Raw genomic sequence first — 18479 nt, 5'->3', positions numbered from 1 at the left:
ACCAGCGGTACCACATAGGTTTGGTTGTGCCGTCGGCGGCTACGTTCGTCGAGCCCACTGGGTCCCTCCAGCTCATAGCGCTCGACCCACTTGTAGCCAGTCTTTCGGCTGATCTGATAGTCCTGGCACAGCCGGCTAAAGCTGTGCTTTTCGGATAGATACTCAGCGATGAACATCACTTTGAGGTCCATAGGTTTCAGCTCTCTCCAGGGCATGGTCAGATCCTCGCGAAATCGACCCTGCCAGTTAAAAACTGTTACCTATGTGCGTGAACTGATTTGTAACCCATGTGGGTGAGTCATACCCGTCGAGAGTTTTGCGAGGGTTTTGAGATTCAATCAGAAGCCGTCGTCCGTGTTCGGGCGGCGGTTTTTTGTTGGTCGTATGGAATTGGGGCTGCTGCGCAGCCCAGCGGGAGCAAGCTCCCTCGCCACGGGTGTCAGGTCATAGGTTGGTGTAGGGCATGGTTGCTGCGTTGTTTTGAAAATCGCGAGCAGGTTTCCACGGCTTTGGCGGTGGAACAGTGGTTCAGGAAACGCCCAGTTTCTGTTGGATGAAAGAGAACACATGGGGATATGCAATGACGGAAAAAATAAAAAGTGAGGCCTTCGAGTCGATTCACTGCTCGGCCGAAGCACTGCTGAAAATCGGCGCTATCGACAAAGCCACTATGCAGGAATTTGACGAGGCCTGCATGGCTGAGGTGCCTGCTGAAATCTCAGATCAAGAAGATTCGTCGGTACTCAGAGCCGCCCCTCAAAGCCCTCAATGATGTCCTCCGGGGTGAGATCAAAATCCGACGGCATCCGAATCCTCCCCTTCAACCGACCAGGCTTGCGCGCCTGCGGTGTAGCAACATGGGGCAACAGATCCAGATAAGGCTTGCCAGCCTTGGTGATCACCACCTTGTCGCCCTGCCATACACGTGCACCCAGTTGTAAGAGCTGGGACTTTGCTTCGTGCAGGGTTACTTGCACCTGTTCACTCATACACCGCCTCCACGGAATCAACTGACCCAAGCTTGAGCGTTCGATAGGTTCAATGTGGCGCTCCTAGTCTCTGCTCTGAAGATTTCTCCACCTACTCAGCCGCGCCCTTGTCGCCATCCTTGGCCTTCGTACCGAGCTGTGCTGCGGTTTTGCGTTTAGGATTGGCACCGCGAACGGGCATTTGGGGAGTCGTTTTTTGCTGCCTGGGCGGCGGCGTGTAAAGGGTCGTGGCAGACTTCGTCAGCCCCAGGCGCAGCCCGAATTTCCTCAAGATGGCTTCGATGGTGCTAAGGGTTGGATTACCCTTGTCCTTCTCGATTTGGTACAGGGCCTTGGTCGACATGTTGCACATGACAGCAAAGGTTTCCTGATCCAGGCCGGTCACCTCAAGCCGTAGCCGGCGGATAGCGGTTCCCAGGGTTTCGAGCCCCGTCACATGCTGCATGACGATGTCGTCAATGAGCTCCCTGCGCCGTTCGTTGGTGTTCTCTTTCATCGCAGCCCCCATTCAGCCAGGCGCTTATCCAAATTGTTCAGCGGAATAGACTGAGCGCGCCTCACTTCCTCTGGAAGATCAACCAACAGATCCGGTAAAGCTCTGAATGTCTCGGCGGCTCCAAGCAGACGCTCGAAAAGCACGTCAGGGCTGACCAAGTCTTGGAAGTCACTGCTGATTATTTTCCAGTCTGGACTTCCCATATGCTCGGCCTTCCATTTGGTTACCCGAGTGACACCTTCCGGATCGAGCACCATCGGTGCAAGGTCATAGATTGGCGCCAGTTCGAATTTGTCCCGATATCTGAAGATGGCCGTGTTGCGCCCATGGTTGTCCGAATTCCCCAGGATACGGTTCAGCAGGTCACGGCGAAGGTATTCAAATACCAGTTCCTCAAGCTCACCTTCCTGCCCATTCGTACGCCACAGATGGATCAGGCGACTGAGCACATCCTCATGATTCATTCTCGAACCAGGCTCGGTGTTCTCACATACTGAATAAATCGACTCGACCGGAACTCTTTCCACCATGCCGTTGGCGACTCGCCGATCAAAGCGCGGCATCCACAGGCTTGGCTTTTCGGCCTCCTCAAGCACCAGTTCATCTGTAGATATCGTATTCAAACCGAGCTGGGAGATCGCTTTGTAGTAGTGGTACTCGGCCCGCAGGATGTTCTTGTCGCGCTCAGTCACTTTGTTGCGAGCAAATTTCACCAACCAATGGCGGCGCGCAAGCTCATCAGAAAGCATCGCATCGGCATAAAGCGCGCCGTCCTCATCCTCAACCATAATCAGCTTCGGAGCTTCCCCTTGGGCACCCGTAGCACCGCCTAGCGCAGCGCCAGACTCATAGGCGTACTCAAGAAAATCATTGGTCCTGTCTACAACGTCCTTGCGCGCAAAGGCCTCCTTGCGAGTTTGGTCGATATGTTCAAAAGACTCCTTCACCCGCAAGTGTCCAATGGGTGAGGGCGTACAGCGACTCAGGAGGAAAAAGCTCATGTCCATACCGTCAGGCTTCTCCCCACCGAATCGCTTCTGCAACGATTTCCGAGCGGCACCGGCCGGTATGATGTCGTAGACAAATGGGGGATATCCTTTGCTGTCGACAGCGTTCCAGCTCAGCGGAAGGTTCACGCTGATGGCAGGTTCAAACACGGTATCCAGCTTACGGATGAAATAGAGTAAGTAATCTTGATCATAAGATACGCTGCATCGCGACTCCTCAATCTTCTGGACATTCGACACAGTGAGGACCACAGCATTACGCCATTGGCCTTCAACGTAAGTCTGGATAGTGAGATGTCCTGACATTTTCACCTCAACCGGAACTATGATGCCGGTTAGTCTCGCTCAAAGCCCCTTTACCAGCAATATAATTCCGATTATCGGCAGTGCCTACCGTAAACCGGCATCATAATACCGATTGCTCTGACCCTGGAACTGCGAAACAGGGGCTGCTTCGCACCCAACGGGAGCAAACTCCCTCGCCCCAGGTATCAGGCCCGAGCAGCTTGGCCCTCCCGAAACCTCGGCTCACCTAAAGGCAACGGCGACCGCCCTCCTCCCCACCACGCTTCCCCCATTTATGGGAAACCGCCTTGCGCTCTTCGCTATAACCTTAGAAGCAACTGCGAATTAGACTTGCCGGAGTTAAGTCCGCGTTGTGTTTAAGGAAGACAACATGCAAGAAATTTTCAGCATCAACTGGTTGCTTTGGCTATCGACCATGGTTCCGCTGACCCTGAGTGCGGGTCCCGGCAACTTGATGGTGGCGACGTCGGGTGCGCAAAGCGGTGTACGTCGTTCAGTGCGGTTTATCGTTGGGCTCGACATTACTTACTTCCTGATCGCCGTGCTGGTCGGCTTAGGCCTTTATCACACGCTGATGAACAATCCGACGCTGGTATGGGCGCTGCAAGTGGTGGGCAGTTTCTACATCCTGTGGCTGGGTGTACGCATGTTGCGTCGTCCACTGAAAGCGCCCACCGACAAGGCCATGCAGCTGCAATTTCGGGACGGCATTGTTATACAACTGGGCAACGTGCAAGGGATCGTGATGTTGCTGGTGATGTTTTCCACGTTCATGCCTTCCGGCGAGACCAGCAGCACGGTCGTGTTGATCCTCAGTGCGGCACTGATTTCGCTGAACTTCTTCTCCCATGTCATCTGGGTGTCGATGGGTTCGACTGTGCAGAAACTGATCCAGTCCCGCCCCAAATTGCTGATGTTTCAGAACGCTGCGTTCGGCCTGATGCTGATAGCGGTTGCCGTATGGATTTTCCTGCGCATCGGCCCGCTTTAAGGAGGCTCACATGACCCAGACCCACGGAATTGTCTTCGCCGCCCCCGGGGCACCCAACGTCATGGAATTGCGCAACTACCCGTTGCGTACCACCGGCCCTGAAGAAGTCACTGTGGCCATCGAAGCCGCCGGCGTGAACTTCATCGACCTGCACCGGCGCTCCGGCGCGCTGGACGATGGTTCAGCCTTCCCCCGGGGCTTGGGCATGGAAGGTGCTGGGCGTGTCGTCGAATGTGGATCGCAGGTGAAAAACCTGGCCATTGGCGATCGAGTGGCCTTCGTCGACAGCTCGACCGGCAGCTACGCTGGTCACGCGGTCGTTCGCGCTTCGCGGGCGATACGCCTGCCCGATGGCGTGCCGAGCGAAGTCGCGGCAGGCGTCATGTTCAAAGGGCTGACGGCCGAATACCTGACGCATCGCTGCGTGCCGCTGGCGCCTGGTGATTTTGTGGTGTGGCACGCGGCGGCGGGCGGCGTGGGCAGCATTGCCACAAGCTGGCTGGTCGCTCGCGGTGTACACGTGATAGGTCTGGCTTCGACCGAAGCCAAGCGCCGTCAGGTTCTGGATGTGGGGTGCATCGCGGCCCTCAATGCCGAAGCGCCAGACACACTGGGGTCGATCCGTGAATTGACCGATGGCAAAGGCGCCCATGTCGTGTTCGACTCTATCGGCAAAGATACCGTAGAGCTGTCATTGGCGAGTTTGCGTCCGCGCGGCCACCTCGTGCTGTTTGGCAATGCTTCGGGCGACGTGACGGATTTCAACCTGTCCCGGCTCGGGCAAATGGGCTCGCTGCATGTGACGCGGCCGTCGTTGAAGCACTACATCGGCGGCGACGCTGAATTGACCCACGCGGCCGAACGGGTGCTGCAAGCAGTGGCCAGTGGCGCGATTCGTTTGCCGGCAATCGCGCACTTCCCCCTCGCGCTGGCTGCCCAGGCCCACTGCGTCATGCAATACCGCCAAACCCAGGGTTCATTGATTCTGGTGCCATGACCTCGCGGTAAGACGGTGGTCAGTGCATGCCGACCGCTTTGCCGTGAAACAGCTCCGTCAGATATTCCACCACTCGATCAACGCGGCTCACACCCTGGGTCGCCTGATTGCGCAGCAACCAGATTTCCGAGCGGCGAGCAGGGTGACTGGCCAACACCTGGCACAGACCGGACTGGTGTCCGACATAGACGGGAAGCGCGGCAATCCCCAGATCCGCTTCGACTGCCTTGAGCTGCGCATTCAGGTTTGAAACGCGCATCCACAGCTTCTGGTCTCCGGTCATTTCGCTCAACCATTGGGCGAGCGGCATATACGACATTTCTTCGGTCCAGCCGATCAGGCTGTGGTGCTTGAGGTCGGCGGGTTCGGCCGGCAGACCGTTGGCATCGGCATAAGCCCGGGAGCAGAAAAGCCCCTGCATCAGGGTCCCGACCCGGCGCATGGTGAAGTTACCGTTCTCCGGTCTGCGCAAGCGGATAATGATGTCGCTGTGGCTCTGCGTGAGTTTCGACGACACCGCCGAGTTAATGAAGTCGAAGCTGATCTCGGGATGCTGAGCCTGGAATACCGCGAGTTGCGGAATGATCAAGTGCGTGCCCATCAGTTCCGGACAATCGATGCGTACCTGTCCCGCCATCCGGTCACCCGGTTGCGACATCTGCCGCTCGATCAGTTTGAAACGCTCCTCCGTTTCCAGTGCCAATGGCAGCAACGCTCTTCCCGCTTCAGTCAGGAAGTAACCGTTGGTCTTCTTCGAAAACAATACCGTACCGAGCGACTCCTCGAGCGCCGCGATCTTGCGCGACACCGTCGAGGCCGAAACCTTGAGCGAGATTCCGGCCTCGGTCACGTTGTTCGATTTAGCCACGAAGATAAAAACCTTCAGATCATCCCAATCCATGTCGATGACATATCCAAAAATGGAAAATCGATCCCCATCTATTTCTATTCGAAATATCCAGAGGCCACGTTACAGTTTTTGCATGGAGCAAAACCCTAGAGGAAACATGGATGATACGTAACTCAATGCGCGCCCTTCCAGGGTTCATGCAGCCGTTTCTGAGTTGGCTGACAGCCAAGCCTCTGCCCGAAGACCTCGATAAAGTCCGACCTCTGAAGCCGTTCCACCATATCGTTGTGTCGGCGGGATTAATAGCCGGCGGCGCGCTGTTGGCCGGTATCGGTTATTCGCAGGCCAGCATTGCGCTGTGGCTGTTGGGCTTTGTCCTGGCCACCGGTGGCATCAAGCAGATGCAAGTGATGATCTGCCACAACTGCGCCCATGACATGGTCTTCGAATCGCGCGAGACCAATATGACCATCGGCCGAATCATTTCCGGCGTCCTGATGCTCAAGCCCTTCGATACCTACAAGCGCGAACACGCGCTGCATCACAGTTCGAAAACGCTGCTGACCGACGATGATGACACCCTCTCCTACCTGCAAAGTGTGGTGGGGTTGAAACCGTCCGACAGCATCGCCAGCATGTGGACCAAACTGGTCTCGACCGCGCTGTCGCCACTGGCCGTGCTGCGTTCGTGCTGGGGCCGATTGAAAGGCACCGCCACGGCTGAAAACCGCCGCGTCGCAGCATTGACCCTGGTCTTCTGGGCGGGCCTTGCACTGCTGTCGGCAGCCTTGGGCCATTTCGATCTGTTCATCGTGGCGTGGGTGATTCCGATCTTCGCCGGCTACCACATCAGCACCACATTTCGCCTGGCGGCCGAGCACACCTGGCCCAGCGTGGACGTACTGGAACGGCGCGGCATCGACTTCATTTGCGAGAGCACCACCGGCGTATTCATCGGCGAAGAACTGCGCATACCCGAAGGGGCGGGAACTGTTCGACGCTTCGCCCATATCAGCGTTTGGCTGATCAAGATGCTGGCGTTCCACTTGTTTGTCCGAGTGTTTGTGATGGTCGGCGATACACCGTGTCACGACTTTCATCACCGACGCCCACGATCCAAAGACTGGCCGAACTACATCACTGCCCGCGAACGCGACAGGATCGAAGGTTCCAAACCCTTTCCCACGAACTACGCCGAGACCTGGGGCTATATCAACTCGGTGACCACCAACTTTCGCAACTTTCAGCGGGCGCTCCCGTACTACGCAACCAGGACAGCAACTTAAAAGGGACTTTAACGATGACTTTCAGCAAAACCGCTCTGCTCACCACCGTGCCTTCGGACTCCCATAGCTGGAATCTGGTGTTCATGGAGTTCCTGCTCACGGACATGGGCTACAACGTCGAGAATCTGGGACCGAACACGCCCATGGATGAAGTGATCGCGCGGCTCAACCGCCACGCCAGCGCCATGGTTGTCGTCAGCACGGTCAATGGCCATGGCTACATCGAAGGCGCTGAACTCGCGCGGCGTATTCGTAGCGAAACCAAACACACCGACGGGGTGTATATCGGCGGCAAGATCTGCACCGAAAACGATCCTCAGACCATTGCCCGACATAGCGACACACTGCGCGCCGCCGGTTTCGATGAGGTGTTCGACGACAGCGTGGCCAACAGCTTCGATACCTTTCAGGAGTTGGTGTCCGCCCAGTTGTATCCAGAGCATTACCTGGAGAAACGGATCGCTCGCTGACCCGTTGCACCCTTACCGATTCGCAGAAAAAGGCAGATCAGGATGATCGATTTCAACACCCATGTTCTTGAGCGCTTCAACGCGCATGGCCCGGTGCTCCAGCCGCGAATGGGCTTCAGTGACCCGGCCCGGATGCAAGCCGGCTTGGAAGCCACGGCAGCGAGCCGGGCGAACACGGTGTGCACCATCACCCTTGATGCGTTCACCCGGGTAAACAATCTTGAAGCAGCGCAACGGGCCATCGACAGCGAATCGATGCTCAACGGTTATCCGATCGTCAACCATCCGCCAGCGCAGACCCGTGCCATGATCGACCAGATCGATGCGCGCTACCGCCTGCCAGTGCAGGTTCGTCATGGTTCGCCCGACCCGTTGCACATTTTCGAGCGCATGGTCGAAGTCGGTCTGCCCACCACCGAGGGCGGACCGATTTCCTATTGCCTGCCGTACAGTCGCACGCCGTTGCGCGAGGCGTTCGGGCATTGGGAGAAAGCCTGTCAGGTGCTGTCCAGCGGCGTCGACAACAGTCACATCGAGAGCTTCGCCGGTTGCATGATGGGACAGATGTGCGATCCGGTGATTCTGGTGGCGCTGAATATTCTTGAAGGGTTGTTCTTGCGCTCCCATGGCATCAAGACGCTGTCGTTCTCCTACGCTCAAGGCACCTCGCCGGTGCAGGATCGTGCCGCGGTGACAGCCCTCCAGCAACTCGCGGCCGAATATTTTGCGCCGGGCAGCTATCACTTTGTCGGTTATGTGTTCATGGGGTTCTTCCCGCGCTCGCTTGGCGGTTTTTGCCGAATCACTGGCGATGCGCTGGCGATGATCCGCGCCACGGGTGTGCAGCGTGTGATCATCAAGACACCGGTGGAATCAAGGCGCATTCCCCGGGTAGAGGAAAATATCGCGGCGCTGGAGTACTGTGACTACTGCCTGAACACCGACGGCGTTCTACCGCAGATTCCGTTCGATTCCCAGGAACACGGACGCGTCCTGCGTAGCGCGAAACGCCTGATCGAAGGCACGCTGGCCCACGACGGTAACTTGTCCGAAGCCCTGCTCGGTGCCTTTGACAGTGGTTTTCTGTCGATCCCCTACTGCCTGCACCCCGACAACAAACGCGGCGCCGGCACTGTGCTGACACCGGAAAACTATTACCACGGGTTCCAGGGCGAGCGGGTGGAAAACGCCTTCTCGTTTCTGGCGGCGCTGAGACAGAACATCCGCACCTATGACTGCGTGCTTTGATGCTGGAACGACCCGCTCGCTGCCTTGATTGGGGGCTGCTGCGCAGCCCAGCGGGAGCAAGCTCCCTCGCCACAGGGTTGGTGTCGAGCTGGGGATATCAATAAAGTCTCGGGTGTTGTCCATGGCCGGGGTATTGCTGCAGATTTTGCACTGAGCTGAAAACAGTCAGTGCAACCCTCCCCGTCTCCCGCTATTAATATCCTTTCCCCCTCAAGGACCCGAGTCCGCAATGAAATTCGACCTCGCTTACTGCCGCAGCCTCGACGACAAGCTGTCGATCTATGACGTGCGCGATCTGAATTTCGACGAGACGGTGGCGTTCGATTCCGCGAAAGAACAGTTCCAGTGCCCCAACGATGCCTGTCGGACGGCGTTTGATGAGGAGAATCGGCTGACGACGCTCAATGCCAAGAGTGTCAATTACATTCGCACGCCACATTTCAAGAACCAACCAACGACCCAGCATATCGAGGGTTGCCCTTATGTCAGTCCGAAAACGCCGGGGTTGGGTGCGCAGAGTGGCGAGGCGGAAACGGATGACGACCGCGAAGAGCATTTTCCGTCGGAGCTGTTACTGACTCGGCGTCAGTACGTGCGTAAACCGTCCGATCTGCCGAAGGATGTTGAAGCGACTCGCCCTCCCCCCCTCTCTGCATCGTCCCACGGTGATGACACTCACTCCGCCCAGGACTCGACGCCGGACAAGACCAGTGTCTTCGCCCACCCGGTGGAATGTTTCGTCTCGAATTTCCATAACAAGGATCTGCTCAAGCGCATGCCGCTGAAGATCGGCGAGCACACGGCGCCCTATGGATCGTTCTTCAAGAAGATCGAGTACTTGCAGGACAACAAGGGCTTGATTTACTGGGGCAAGATCAAGGAGATCAAGGATTACACGTTGAGCTTTCGCATCGATTTCGAAGCAAAGGTCTGGTTCAAGCAAGCGGACGAGGCAAAGAAGAAGCCTTACTCTGTCAATGTTTACCTGAGCAAGAAGCTGATCGACAACTACCGCAAGCGCAAAGCGTTCCTGGCAGAAATCAAGCACGCCATCGACAGTGACGAGTCGTTGTATTGCTTCTTTTATGGCGTGACGCCGGAGTTCAAGCAGGTGCCGAGCAAGAAAAACCCCGACCAGACGTTCGGGGTGTTCAGTGCCAATATCGAGAACCTGGACCACTTCATTATTCGGGAAGCGCCGGGGTTGGCGGATCAATAACTCCCTACCCCAGCAACATCCCACCCATCACCACCACCAGTAACCCCACATACACCCGCGCATGCAGCCGATCCGGTATCCGCCCGATCCACGGCGTTGCCAGGCGGATGCCCACTAGCGCCCCGAGCGTGAGTACAGCGAAGGCCAGCAAGTCGATATAACCGACGAACCACGGCCCAAGGTCCGTTCCGGTGAAAGCGGCCAAGGCCATGTAGGTCACGGTGCCGGCCAGAGCGACAGGCAGGCTCAGCGGATTGGCCATGGACGTCGCCTGGGACATGTTCAAACCACATCGGCGCAGCAGCGGCACGGTCATGACACTTCCGCCGACCCCCAGGAACGTGGCAATGATTCCGACAGCCGTACCACCCAACGTCGTCTCCATCGCCGACAGAGGTCGTGGGTCGGCATCGCTGCCGCGTGTCAGAAAACCTCGGCGCAACAGGCAATCCAGGATGGTCAGGCCCAAGTAGGCAATGAAGGCGTATCGGATAATCTCTCCGCTCATCCAGCTGGCAGCCGTTGCGCCGAGGGTCGCGCCCAGGGCGATGAAGCCGCCGAACGGCCACAGGTAATGACGAAGCAGCTGACCGGCGCGGTGATGTTTTCCAGTGGCAACCAAGGCGTTGACGATCATGACGCAGGTGGAAGTGGCCACGGCGATGTGCATCGCCGATTCACCGATAACGTCACCTGCGTGGCGAGCCATCAGCAGGCGGTAGATCAACGGCACCACGACAAAACCACCGCCGAACCCAAACAGCACGGCGGTCACGCCACTCAAGCAGCCGAAACAGGCGAGCAATACGTAGAACATCCAGGGAAGTCCGTGGAATGGGGAGGCGTCCACGATAGGTAAACGAAGGCTGGCCCGCTGTAGCAAACCAGCCAATAATGTTCGCGTTTACGCCAATCGCGAGTCCCCCTTCGATGCGCAACACTTCGATCGATTTGTTGGATGCGACACCCAGGGCGGTCGTCGCCATTGGTACCGATTATCCCCACGGGCATTTGCTACCGTTGCACCGCCATCGCCGGGCACAGTTGCTCTACGGTGCCACCGGGGTGATGCAGGTCAGTACGGCAGATGGCAATTGGGTGGTGCCGCCGCAACGAGCAGTCTGGATTCCGCCGGCGATCGACCATGAAGTACTGATGCTGGGCGTGAGCACCCGCAGCCTGTACATCGAACCGGCTGCGGTAACGGCCATGGACACGCGGTGCCAGGTCATCGGCGTGTCGCCCTTGATGCGCCAGTTGCTGATGGAAGCCGTAGAGCTTGCGCCGGACTACGACGAGGCTGGACGCGATGGCGCGCTGATCGATCTGCTGCTCCACGAACTGCTGCGCAGTACCCATCTGCCACTGCACCTCCCACTGCCCCAGGATCCGCGCCTGCTCGGCCTGTGCCAGGCGTTCCTGAAACACCCCGACACTCATGCCTCGCCCGTGCAATGGGCGGCGCAATTGCATATCAGCCTGCGCTCGTTCAATCGCCTGTTCAGCCGGCAGACCACGCTGAGTTTCAGCCAGTGGCGACAGCAGGCGTGTGTCATGGCGGCGCTGGCCCGTTTGGCCGAAGGGGATTCGGTGACGCGCATAGCCCTGGATCTGGGCTACGACAGCCCCGCTGCGTTTTCCACCATGTTCCGTCGGGTACTGGGTCACGCACCGAGCGCCTGGCTGGAGAAGACCACCGGTCATTGATCAAAAAATGAGATTGATCAGGATTTAAAACAACTGTACAAAAACACAGTACTTTTTTTGAATCCCATCGCTTTGGAGCACCCCATGGCCTCTCTCGCAATCAAAACCACCCTGGAACGCATCGCTGTCTATCAATTCACCCCTGCTCACAGTGCGCAGGCCCGAGCCATGCTGGGCTGGAGTGTCGAGGAGCTGTCCCGGCAATCCGGCGTCTCGGTCCAGGCCATCCGCCGCTTCGAGGCCGGCGGCGAGTTGCTCGATGTCACCCGCTTGGCCCTGGCATTTCGCCTGGAGGCCGAGGGCCTGGTGTTCTTCCCCGGGTTCGCACCGGGGCGCGGCATGAACATCAAGGGCGCGACGCCGGACCCGATGGGGCGTTCCGATTACGCGATGATCGAATAACACCGACAGAGCAGGTGCTAGGCAATACCAGCCCGGTCCGGGTACGCCGAGGTTTCTACGTCCAGCCACCAGGCGCGGCCACGTTGCGGCTGCGCCAGGGTGAATGCTTCGCCCATTTGCGGAGTGGTGATGCACACGTTGCGCTCCCAGGCCAAGGCCAGGATGCGATCGAAGGGTTCATACCAGGCATGCATCGCCAGGTCGAACGTGCCGTTGTGGATCGGCAGCAGCCAGCGGCCCTTCAGGTCGATATGAGCCTGCAGGGTCTGCTCCGGCTGCATGTGGACATGGGGCCAATCGACGTTATAGGCGCCGGTTTCCATCAGCGTCAGGTCGAAGGGGCCGTATTGTTCGCCGATGCGTTTGAAACCCTCGAAGTAGCCAGTATCGCCGCTGAAGAAGATCCGGGTAGCGTCGTCGATCATCACCCACGAGGCCCATAAGGTGCTGTTGCTGTCGAACAGACCGCGACCGGAAAAATGCTGGGAGGGCGTGGCAATGAACTCGATGCCGTCCAGCTCGGTGCCTTGCCACCAGTCCAGCTGACGCACCTTGCTGGCATCGACACCCCATTTGATCAGGGTATCGCCCACGCCAAGGGGGGCCAGGAAGTGGCGAGTCTTGGCCGCAAGCTTGAGGATGGCCTGATGATCGAGGTGGTCGTAATGATCGTGGGAAAGGATCACCGCCTCAATCGGCGGCAACTCTTCCAGGCTGATGGGCGGCTGATGAAAACGCTTGGGGCCGACCCATTGCACGGGTGAAGCACGTTCGGAGAACACCGGGTCGGTCAGCCAGAATTTATCCCGCAGCTTGAGCAACACGGTGGAGTGGCCGAGACGGAAGACGCTGTGATTGGGCGCGGCCAGCAACGCGGCGCGCGTCAGCGGCTGAACCTCGATGGCGCCCGCAGGCCGGGTAGCACGCGGCTTGTGGAAGGTCATGTTCCAGATGATGCGCAGGGTCGTGCCGAACCCTTGCCGCGGAGTGAAGGCGTGATTGCGATACTTGCCTTGTTCGTGCCGGGATAAATGTTGGGCGGCCGGGCTATCGGTCGAAAAAGAGGGAATGGTCATGGTGCGATAACTCCAAGGACGTCGTCGCAATTGCGCTTCGCCGTTGTGGGACGCTGGAAGGCCGTTGCATGCACGCTCAGCCGTTCGACAGATAAACTACACCATTCGGTGTAGTTTCTAGATTGCATGAATGCCGGAAGCAAGTAAACTGCCGAGTGTAATTTCTCTCCTCGCAACCGACGAATGCCCATGACCGTACCGCAGCGCCTTACCGAGCGAAAACGCGAAGCCATTCTCCAGGCCGCGATTGCTGAATTCCGTAGCAGCGGTTTCGAGATCACCAGCATGGACAAGATCGCGGCGACTGCCGGCGTATCGAAGCGCACGGTGTATAACCATTTCCCGAGCAAGGAAGAACTGTTTGCCGACATTCTGAATCGGTTATGGAACAGCGTTACCGCAGAACAAGACATGCCCTACAGCTCGCAAACGCCGCTGCGGGAGCAGCTTCAAACGTTGCTGCAAGCCAAGCTGCACCTGCTGGCGGACGAGAATTTCCTCGACCTGGCGCGCATCGCCATCGCCGCAACGATTCACTCCCCGGAGCGGGCCCAGGACATGGTGTCGCGCATGGGCCAGCGTGAAGAAGGCCTGACGGCCTGGATTCGCCAGGCCCAGGCCGATGCTCGGTTGAAGCCCGTGGAGCCGGCATTTGCCGCCCAGCAAATGCATGGGCTACTCAAGACGTTCGCCTTCTGGCCGCAGGTTTCGATGGGGCAACCGAGCCTGACCCAAGAGGAGCAGGCCCGGGTGATCGAATCGGCCCTCGACATGTTCCTGAGTCGTTACCAGGCCTGATTGGCCAGCACATCCCGCTGGATGAGGGGCTATTGCAGCGATGGGTTGTGCACAACCTTCTGGTGCATTTCGGTGGTCAAGCTGTCGATACGCTCGGTCAACGCCTTGGTCATTTCCGTCAGGCGGGTGTTCTGCTCCAACAATTGGAGCAACTGCGCCGTGTTCTGCGCGGCCTGGGCCTGGCGCTCGCTGTTGGCGACGGCCAAGGCTTCGCGATGTTGCGCATCGGCTTCCGCCTGGGCCTTGTCCCGAGCGGCCTGCCGGGTTTGCGCCAGCAAAATCAGCGGGGCGGCATAGGCCGACTGCAGGCTGAACGCCAGGTTCAGCAAGATGAACGGGTAAGCATCGAAGTGAAAGACCCCCATCAGATTCAGGCTGACCCATAGCAGCACGATCAAAGTCTGCGCACCGAGGAACATCGGCGTCCCGAAAAAACGCGCGAACGCCTCCGCCCTCAGCGCAAAGCGGTCATTGCCAAAAGTCGGCGCCAGATGAGCGTGAGGGCGATGAAAACGCAAGTGGTCAACAGGTGCGGAGGGCGTGGTTTGGGAAGACTTCGTCATCGTGATGTTCTCTGCCAGGGGCTGGTGCTCAGGGCACTATAACCGTTAGGGGATCATCATCCATTGAGTCATGCACAGCCTGCACGTTAAAAGTCAGCGCAACCGCAGATTGCGCCCCAACTCGTCGAACAAGGTCACCACCGAACGCAGGGCCCGGCAGTCCGGACGGGTCAGAAGCCACAGAGCCGTGTCATATCCCTGCAACGGTTCTCCGAATGGCATCAGGCCCTGGTTTTCGTCGATCAGAAAGTCCGGCAGCGCCGCCACCCCCAAACCAGCCCGCACCAGTTCGGCGACCGAAAGCATGCTGTTGCAGCGATAGGCGGGCACTACGCCAGGTAGTTGCTGACGACGCCAGGCCACGGTGGGGTGGTCGGGGAGAAAATCGTCCGGCGCGATCCAGGTCATGCCGGCCAGGTCATCCACATTCGCCGGACGCAGGTACGTGGCACCGGCACATACCCGGAACGTCACATTGCCGAGGTTGCGACCAACCAAGTGCTCCGGCGGCGTACGGGTCAGTCGCAACGCAATGTCGGCATCGCGGCGGCTGAGGTTGGCGAAGTCATTCGAGGTGCTCAACTCGAGGCTCAGCGCCGGATAAGCAGGCATGAAACGCGCCAGCGCCGGCAGCAACAACGCTTGCAGGACCGAATCACTGCACGTCAGGCGCACCGTCCCGCTGATGACCTCGCCGCCCTGCTCCACCCCCACCCGCGCCGCCTCCAAAGCCTGCTCGGCGCGTTCGGCTTGTTCGGCCAATGCCTGGGCCAGGCTCGTGGGCAAGTACCCGGAACGGCTTTTCTCGAACAAGGGCTGGCCCAGGGCTGCCTCCAGCCGACGTACCGAACGAAACACCGTGGACACGTCCACCTGCAGCAGCCGAGCGGCCCGGGCCAGCGAGCCGCCACGAACCAGCGCCAGGATCAGGGACAGATCGGGATAGTCCAGACGATAGTGCGTTGCTGCATTGATCACTTGGGTAAATGCCAATATTGATTGCGTGAACGCCAATCTATAGTGGCCACCAGGAATCAACAAGTGGCGAGCCTCCCATGGAAAAACAGCATCCGTTAAACATCGCCCTGGTCGGCGACCACGACCCACACATCACCGCTCACCGGGCGATCCCCCTCGCACTTGAGCTGGCAGGCAAACAAACCGGCCATGCCATTCGCTTGCAATGGCTGGCAACGCCGCTCATTACCGACCACGCAGTGCTGGAGGATTTCGACGGTGTCTGGTGCGTGCCCGGCAGCCCCTACCAAAACGAAGCCGGCGCCTTGCAAGCCATTCGTTTTGCCCGCGAACAGCGTCGCCCTTTCCTGGGCACCTGCGGTGGTTTTCAGCATGCCGTGCTGGAATATGCCCGTCACGTGATGGGCTGGGTCGACGCCGTCCACGGTGAAACCTCTCCCGAGGCTGAACGGGCACTGTTGACGCCGCTGAGCTGCGCCCTGGTGGAAACCATCGACAGCCTTCAACTCGAGGCGGGCTCGTTGATCGCCAAGGCCTATGGCCGACAGACAGCGTTCGAGGGCTACCATTGCCGCTTCGGGGTCAATCCGGATTTTGAAAAAGACTTGCTGAGCCAGCGCCTGCACGCCGTCGCCCGGGACTCGACCGGCGGCCTGCGAGCGGTGGAACTGCAGGACCATCCGTTCTTTGTCGCCACGCTGTTCCAGCCTGAACGAGCTGCGTTGGAAGGCCGGGTGCCGCCGCTGGCCCGTGCGTTTGTCGAAGCCTGCGCGAGGAAAACGTCATGAGCGCCCACTGTTACGCAGTGATTTTCACCTCCCAGCGTACCGAGGGGGACCAAGGCTACGCCGAAGCCGCCGAGCGCATGCTGGCCCTTGTCCGGAAGCAGCCCGGATTTTTAGGTGTCGAATCGGCCCGTGGCGACGATGGTCTGGGGATTACTGTGTCGTATTGGAGCGATGAAGCCGCGATCCTGGCCTGGAAGCAGCACCCCGAACACAGCGCGATCCGCGAGCGCGGTCGCTCAACCTGGTACACCCATTGCCATACGAGGGTGTGCAAGGTCGAACGGGACTATGCGTTCCAACGCCCAAACTGACTAATGCCAGGACACAAATCCTTGTGGGAGCGAGCTTGCTCGCGATGGCGGTATGTCAGTCACGGTGATGTTGGCTGATCCACCGCTATCGCGAGCAAGCTCGCTCCCACATTTTTTCCGGGTGTTTTCCTATTCATTGTTCAGCGCAAATCCCTGTGAGAGCAAGCTCCCACAGGTTTTCTGTTCAGCTCAGAACCAAGCTCAGCCTTCCACCAACTGCCGCACCGCCACGATTTCCGGCAGATCGCTGCGAGCCATGTACACCCGCAACGGTTCGGTGAGGTTGATGCGATCGTCGATGTTCTGGTCCAGCAGCAGCTGGATTCGCTCGCGCTTGAGGGCCATGGTGCCGTCTGCCACCGCAACCCAGACAAATTCGCTGGTGGGAATGATGCCGTCGTCGGCCACGTCCATGCCGAAGGCGTCTTCGCTGAACCGTACGATGTACTGGCCGGTCTTGCGGTTCAGGCCGACAAAACCCTTGAGCTGGTCGGCGGCCTGGCAGATGAATGTCGAAGTGGTGCGCATGGTAAACCTCATGGATGCGTCCCTCGGGACGTCTGATCGATGGTTTACACGCAGGGCAAACGAATGTTGGAGTTAAGGTTTCCCTCTGCCGGGGAAACTGGTGCGGCCAAGGGTACTGCAAAGCGGCCTTGAAATGCGTGGGAAAAATCTGCTTTACACAGGTTTATGTCGGTGTAGCGATAGCGCCAACCGCGCTCAATTGTTAAAAGATAGGTTTTTGCCCCCTGCGAAAGGATCTCGAGCATGCCTGTCACCTTCACCCGCAGCGCCTTGGTGCTGAGCCTGTTGCTCGGCTTTGGTCAGACACAAGCCTCCGAAGCCCCGAGCCCCAAGGCCCTGGCAACCCATCAAGGCATTCCGCATCCGGCGGTCATTGCCCACCGCGGTGCCTCGTTCGATGCGCCGGAATCCACCGCCGCCGCCTACAAGCTGGCTCGCGACCTGGGTGCCGACTATCTGGAACTGGACCTGCAACGCAGCAAGGATGGGGTGTTGTTCGTCCTGCATGACGACAGCCTGCTGCGCACCACGGATGTCGCCACCAAGTTTCCCGAACGCAAGGACAGCACTGCCAACGAGTTCACCATGGCGGAACTCAAAACCCTCGATGCCGGCAGCTGGTTCAACACCGCCTACCCGGACCGCGCCCGTCCTTCGTTCGCCGGCCTGAAAATCCTCACCCTCGATGAAGTGATCGACATTGCCGAGGGCAACCCACAGCACAAACCGGGGCTGTACATCGAAACCAAGGAGCCGAAGTTGTTTCCCGGCATCGAACGTGACCTCAAGGACAAACTGCAGGACCGTGGCTGGTTGAGCCCCTCCGGCTCCAAGCTCGCCAAAAGCGCCACCGGGGTCGGTCAAGGCAAGGGCAAGGTGGTCTTGCAGACCTTCGAGAAGAGCAGCCTGGAACTGCTGCACAAAGAGATGCCGAAAGTGCCGAAGATCCTCTTGCTGTGGGTCGGCGAGGGCAACATCGAACCCAAGTCCAAGGTGCCGTTTGCCGAATCCGGTGAAACGGACAAGGCGGTCTACTATGCCAAGCAGGAACCCAAGGACAGGGCGGAATTCGAGAAATGGGTCCAGTACGCCAAGGCCCAGGGCGCAGTGGGCACCGGTCCGTCCGCTGCCTTGACCCATGGCGGCAGCCAGAGTTACTCGGATCTCGTGAAGCCGTGGATGAACCAGTACACCCATGCCCAGGGTTTGCTGGTGCATGTCTACACAGTGGATGAGCCGGTGGACTTCAAGAAAGTGATGGATGCTGGCGTCGATGGCATCTTCACCAACCGTGCCAGTGAACTGCTCAAGTACTTCAAGCGTCCCGAAACAGGCAGTGTGACGCAACTGTTGGAGAAGAACGGCTACTGAGTCGAAAGACGTTTCCAGGAAACGTGCTTCAAGTTTTTTCGAATTAAGGGTGAATTAAGTTGCCACAGATAATCTGAACCCACTTAAACGACTCACCC

General features: G+C 58.6%; 24 protein-coding genes. 13 read left to right on the top strand and 11 right to left on the bottom strand.

The annotated features are described in order from the left end of the window. Window positions 1–215: helix-turn-helix domain-containing protein (locus BLQ55_RS02490; RefSeq protein ID WP_143011685.1), on the bottom strand; the 215-nt coding region annotated here is incomplete at its 3' end. A 338-nt stretch (window positions 216–553) separates the two neighbouring features. On the opposite strand from BLQ55_RS02490, the gene BLQ55_RS32105 reads away from it, so the two are divergent. Further along, window positions 554–772 (top strand): DNA-binding protein, encoded by a 219-nt coding sequence (locus BLQ55_RS32105; RefSeq protein ID WP_256326508.1) that lies wholly within the window; start codon window positions 554–556, stop codon window positions 770–772. On the opposite strand, the gene BLQ55_RS02480 is transcribed toward BLQ55_RS32105, so the two are convergent. The 3 genes from BLQ55_RS02480 to BLQ55_RS02470 all read right to left on the bottom strand — a co-directional run bounded on the left by BLQ55_RS02480 (window position 744) and on the right by BLQ55_RS02470 (window position 2798). Continuing rightward, entirely contained in the window at window positions 744–989 is a 246-nt protein-coding gene (locus BLQ55_RS02480) for a type II toxin-antitoxin system Phd/YefM family antitoxin (protein WP_092252110.1), read from the bottom strand. The two genes, BLQ55_RS32105 and BLQ55_RS02480, sit on opposite strands and share 29 nt — an antisense overlap. Before the next feature lie 91 nt (window positions 990–1080). After that, on the bottom strand, window positions 1081–1485 hold the full coding sequence (locus BLQ55_RS02475; protein ID WP_092252132.1) for a helix-turn-helix domain-containing protein: 405 nt from the start codon (window positions 1483–1485) through the stop codon (window positions 1081–1083). Then, entirely contained in the window at window positions 1482–2798 is a 1317-nt protein-coding gene (locus tag BLQ55_RS02470) for a type II toxin-antitoxin system HipA family toxin (RefSeq protein ID WP_092252108.1), read from the bottom strand. Before BLQ55_RS02470 ends, BLQ55_RS02475 begins: the two co-directional genes overlap by 4 nt. A gap of 370 nt (window positions 2799–3168) precedes the next feature. Here BLQ55_RS02470 and BLQ55_RS02465 point away from each other — a divergent pair, with 370 nt between their 5' ends. After that, window positions 3169–3789: a LysE family translocator gene (locus BLQ55_RS02465; protein ID WP_092252106.1), complete on the top strand. Its 621-nt coding sequence runs from the start codon at window positions 3169–3171 to the stop codon at window positions 3787–3789. Between the two features lie 10 nt (window positions 3790–3799). Further along, on the top strand, window positions 3800–4786 hold the full coding sequence (locus BLQ55_RS02460; protein ID WP_256326507.1) for a quinone oxidoreductase family protein: 987 nt from the start codon (window positions 3800–3802) through the stop codon (window positions 4784–4786). A 19-nt stretch (window positions 4787–4805) separates the two neighbouring features. On the opposite strand, the gene BLQ55_RS02455 is transcribed toward BLQ55_RS02460, so the two are convergent. Further along, entirely contained in the window at window positions 4806–5687 is an 882-nt protein-coding gene (locus tag BLQ55_RS02455; protein WP_092201648.1) for a LysR family transcriptional regulator, read from the bottom strand. A 110-nt stretch (window positions 5688–5797) separates the two neighbouring features. Between BLQ55_RS02455 and BLQ55_RS02450 the strand changes: the two genes are divergently transcribed. The 4 genes from BLQ55_RS02450 to BLQ55_RS02435 all read left to right on the top strand — a co-directional run bounded on the left by BLQ55_RS02450 (window position 5798) and on the right by BLQ55_RS02435 (window position 9859). Then, window positions 5798–6922: a fatty acid desaturase gene (locus BLQ55_RS02450; protein WP_176814171.1), complete on the top strand. Its 1125-nt coding sequence runs from the start codon at window positions 5798–5800 to the stop codon at window positions 6920–6922. Between the two features lie 14 nt (window positions 6923–6936). After that, window positions 6937–7392 carry a cobalamin B12-binding domain-containing protein gene (locus tag BLQ55_RS02445; protein WP_092201644.1) on the top strand — a complete coding sequence of 152 codons (456 nt, stop codon included), beginning with the start codon at window positions 6937–6939 and terminating at the stop codon, window positions 7390–7392. Between the two features lie 42 nt (window positions 7393–7434). After that, window positions 7435–8640 (top strand): methylaspartate mutase, encoded by a 1206-nt coding sequence (locus BLQ55_RS02440; RefSeq protein WP_092201642.1) that lies wholly within the window; start codon window positions 7435–7437, stop codon window positions 8638–8640. Window positions 8641–8869: 229 nt separating this feature from the next. Beyond that, entirely contained in the window at window positions 8870–9859 is a 990-nt protein-coding gene (locus BLQ55_RS02435; RefSeq protein ID WP_092252102.1) for a hypothetical protein, read from the top strand. Between the two features lie 4 nt (window positions 9860–9863). Here BLQ55_RS02435 and BLQ55_RS02430 read toward each other — a convergent pair whose 3' ends face one another. Next, window positions 9864–10676, bottom strand: coding sequence for a sulfite exporter TauE/SafE family protein (locus tag BLQ55_RS02430; RefSeq protein WP_092252100.1), 813 nt, complete (start codon window positions 10674–10676; stop codon window positions 9864–9866). 113 nt (window positions 10677–10789) lie between these two features. Here BLQ55_RS02430 and BLQ55_RS02425 point away from each other — a divergent pair, with 113 nt between their 5' ends. Both BLQ55_RS02425 and BLQ55_RS02420 read left to right on the top strand, forming a co-directional pair. Further along, window positions 10790–11566: an AraC family transcriptional regulator gene (locus BLQ55_RS02425; protein ID WP_092201636.1), complete on the top strand. Its 777-nt coding sequence runs from the start codon at window positions 10790–10792 to the stop codon at window positions 11564–11566. Between the two features lie 84 nt (window positions 11567–11650). After that, the gene (locus BLQ55_RS02420) at window positions 11651–11968 is read left to right on the top strand and encodes a helix-turn-helix domain-containing protein (RefSeq protein WP_003204826.1); all 318 of its coding nucleotides are present in this window, start codon (window positions 11651–11653) and stop codon (window positions 11966–11968) included. A 17-nt stretch (window positions 11969–11985) separates the two neighbouring features. Here the strand turns inward: BLQ55_RS02420 and BLQ55_RS02415 are convergent, their stop codons facing one another. Then, a complete protein-coding gene (locus BLQ55_RS02415) occupies window positions 11986–13044 on the bottom strand; it encodes an MBL fold metallo-hydrolase (protein WP_092252098.1) in 1059 nt (352 codons plus the stop codon). A gap of 189 nt (window positions 13045–13233) precedes the next feature. Here BLQ55_RS02415 and BLQ55_RS02410 point away from each other — a divergent pair, with 189 nt between their 5' ends. After that, entirely contained in the window at window positions 13234–13842 is a 609-nt protein-coding gene (locus BLQ55_RS02410) for a TetR/AcrR family transcriptional regulator (protein WP_092252096.1), read from the top strand. Between the two features lie 29 nt (window positions 13843–13871). On the opposite strand, the gene BLQ55_RS02405 is transcribed toward BLQ55_RS02410, so the two are convergent. Together BLQ55_RS02405 and BLQ55_RS02400 are read right to left on the bottom strand one after the other, a co-directional pair. Beyond that, on the bottom strand, window positions 13872–14405 hold the full coding sequence (locus BLQ55_RS02405; RefSeq protein ID WP_092252094.1) for a DUF1003 domain-containing protein: 534 nt from the start codon (window positions 14403–14405) through the stop codon (window positions 13872–13874). Window positions 14406–14498: 93 nt separating this feature from the next. Then, window positions 14499–15446 (bottom strand): LysR family transcriptional regulator, encoded by a 948-nt coding sequence (locus tag BLQ55_RS02400; protein WP_092252092.1) that lies wholly within the window; start codon window positions 15444–15446, stop codon window positions 14499–14501. A 14-nt stretch (window positions 15447–15460) separates the two neighbouring features. On the opposite strand from BLQ55_RS02400, the gene BLQ55_RS02395 reads away from it, so the two are divergent. Both BLQ55_RS02395 and BLQ55_RS02390 read left to right on the top strand, forming a co-directional pair. Next, a complete protein-coding gene (locus BLQ55_RS02395) occupies window positions 15461–16171 on the top strand; it encodes a CTP synthase C-terminal region-related (seleno)protein (protein ID WP_092201626.1) in 711 nt (236 codons plus the stop codon). Then, window positions 16168–16482, top strand: a complete 315-nt coding sequence (locus BLQ55_RS02390; RefSeq protein WP_092252090.1) for an antibiotic biosynthesis monooxygenase family protein — start codon at window positions 16168–16170, stop codon at window positions 16480–16482. The genes BLQ55_RS02395 and BLQ55_RS02390 overlap by 4 nt, the downstream gene beginning before the upstream one ends. 201 nt (window positions 16483–16683) lie before the next feature. Here the strand turns inward: BLQ55_RS02390 and BLQ55_RS02385 are convergent, their stop codons facing one another. Both BLQ55_RS02385 and BLQ55_RS31165 read right to left on the bottom strand, forming a co-directional pair. Further along, complete coding sequence (locus tag BLQ55_RS02385) at window positions 16684–17010, bottom strand: DUF2025 family protein (RefSeq protein ID WP_092252088.1); 327 nt, start codon at window positions 17008–17010, stop codon at window positions 16684–16686. Between the two features lie 44 nt (window positions 17011–17054). Further along, on the bottom strand, window positions 17055–17255 hold the full coding sequence (locus tag BLQ55_RS31165) for a hypothetical protein (protein WP_139207955.1): 201 nt from the start codon (window positions 17253–17255) through the stop codon (window positions 17055–17057). Between BLQ55_RS31165 and BLQ55_RS02380 the strand changes: the two genes are divergently transcribed. After that, a complete protein-coding gene (locus BLQ55_RS02380; RefSeq protein ID WP_092201620.1) occupies window positions 17254–18381 on the top strand; it encodes a glycerophosphodiester phosphodiesterase in 1128 nt (375 codons plus the stop codon). The two genes, BLQ55_RS31165 and BLQ55_RS02380, sit on opposite strands and share 2 nt — an antisense overlap. Window positions 18382–18479: the final 98 nt, after the last annotated feature.

This window comes from Pseudomonas sp. NFACC13-1 (genome assembly GCF_900104425.1).
Lineage (GTDB): Bacteria > Pseudomonadota > Gammaproteobacteria > Pseudomonadales > Pseudomonadaceae > Aquipseudomonas > Aquipseudomonas fluorescens_AA.
Note: the sequence above shows the minus strand (reverse complement) of the source record. Positions and strands in the feature narration are given on the sequence as shown.

Excerpts from the sequence above, each read along its gene's own strand:
- BLQ55_RS32105 (WP_256326508.1), top strand. The coding sequence starts at position 554 with ATGAAAGAGAACACATGGGGATATGCAATGACGGAAAAAATAAAAAGT.
- BLQ55_RS02480 (WP_092252110.1), bottom strand. The coding sequence starts at position 989 with ATGAGTGAACAGGTGCAAGTAACCCTGCACGAAGCAAAGTCCCAGCTC.
- BLQ55_RS02475 (WP_092252132.1), bottom strand. The coding sequence starts at position 1,485 with ATGAAAGAGAACACCAACGAACGGCGCAGGGAGCTCATTGACGACATC.
- BLQ55_RS02470 (WP_092252108.1), bottom strand. The coding sequence starts at position 2,798 with ATGTCAGGACATCTCACTATCCAGACTTACGTTGAAGGCCAATGGCGT.
- BLQ55_RS02465 (WP_092252106.1), top strand. The coding sequence starts at position 3,169 with ATGCAAGAAATTTTCAGCATCAACTGGTTGCTTTGGCTATCGACCATG.
- BLQ55_RS02460 (WP_256326507.1), top strand. The coding sequence starts at position 3,800 with ATGACCCAGACCCACGGAATTGTCTTCGCCGCCCCCGGGGCACCCAAC.
- BLQ55_RS02455 (WP_092201648.1), bottom strand. The coding sequence starts at position 5,687 with ATGGATTGGGATGATCTGAAGGTTTTTATCTTCGTGGCTAAATCGAAC.
- BLQ55_RS02450 (WP_176814171.1), top strand. The coding sequence starts at position 5,798 with ATGATACGTAACTCAATGCGCGCCCTTCCAGGGTTCATGCAGCCGTTT.
- BLQ55_RS02445 (WP_092201644.1), top strand. The coding sequence starts at position 6,937 with ATGACTTTCAGCAAAACCGCTCTGCTCACCACCGTGCCTTCGGACTCC.
- BLQ55_RS02440 (WP_092201642.1), top strand. The coding sequence starts at position 7,435 with ATGATCGATTTCAACACCCATGTTCTTGAGCGCTTCAACGCGCATGGC.
- BLQ55_RS02435 (WP_092252102.1), top strand. The coding sequence starts at position 8,870 with ATGAAATTCGACCTCGCTTACTGCCGCAGCCTCGACGACAAGCTGTCG.
- BLQ55_RS02430 (WP_092252100.1), bottom strand. The coding sequence starts at position 10,676 with ATGTTCTACGTATTGCTCGCCTGTTTCGGCTGCTTGAGTGGCGTGACC.
- BLQ55_RS02425 (WP_092201636.1), top strand. The coding sequence starts at position 10,790 with ATGCGCAACACTTCGATCGATTTGTTGGATGCGACACCCAGGGCGGTC.
- BLQ55_RS02420 (WP_003204826.1), top strand. The coding sequence starts at position 11,651 with ATGGCCTCTCTCGCAATCAAAACCACCCTGGAACGCATCGCTGTCTAT.
- BLQ55_RS02415 (WP_092252098.1), bottom strand. The coding sequence starts at position 13,044 with ATGACCATTCCCTCTTTTTCGACCGATAGCCCGGCCGCCCAACATTTA.
- BLQ55_RS02410 (WP_092252096.1), top strand. The coding sequence starts at position 13,234 with ATGACCGTACCGCAGCGCCTTACCGAGCGAAAACGCGAAGCCATTCTC.
- BLQ55_RS02405 (WP_092252094.1), bottom strand. The coding sequence starts at position 14,405 with ATGACGAAGTCTTCCCAAACCACGCCCTCCGCACCTGTTGACCACTTG.
- BLQ55_RS02395 (WP_092201626.1), top strand. The coding sequence starts at position 15,461 with ATGGAAAAACAGCATCCGTTAAACATCGCCCTGGTCGGCGACCACGAC.
- BLQ55_RS02390 (WP_092252090.1), top strand. The coding sequence starts at position 16,168 with ATGAGCGCCCACTGTTACGCAGTGATTTTCACCTCCCAGCGTACCGAG.
- BLQ55_RS02385 (WP_092252088.1), bottom strand. The coding sequence starts at position 17,010 with ATGCGCACCACTTCGACATTCATCTGCCAGGCCGCCGACCAGCTCAAG.
- BLQ55_RS02380 (WP_092201620.1), top strand. The coding sequence starts at position 17,254 with ATGCCTGTCACCTTCACCCGCAGCGCCTTGGTGCTGAGCCTGTTGCTC.
- BLQ55_RS31165 (WP_139207955.1), bottom strand. The coding sequence starts at position 17,255 with ATGCTCGAGATCCTTTCGCAGGGGGCAAAAACCTATCTTTTAACAATT.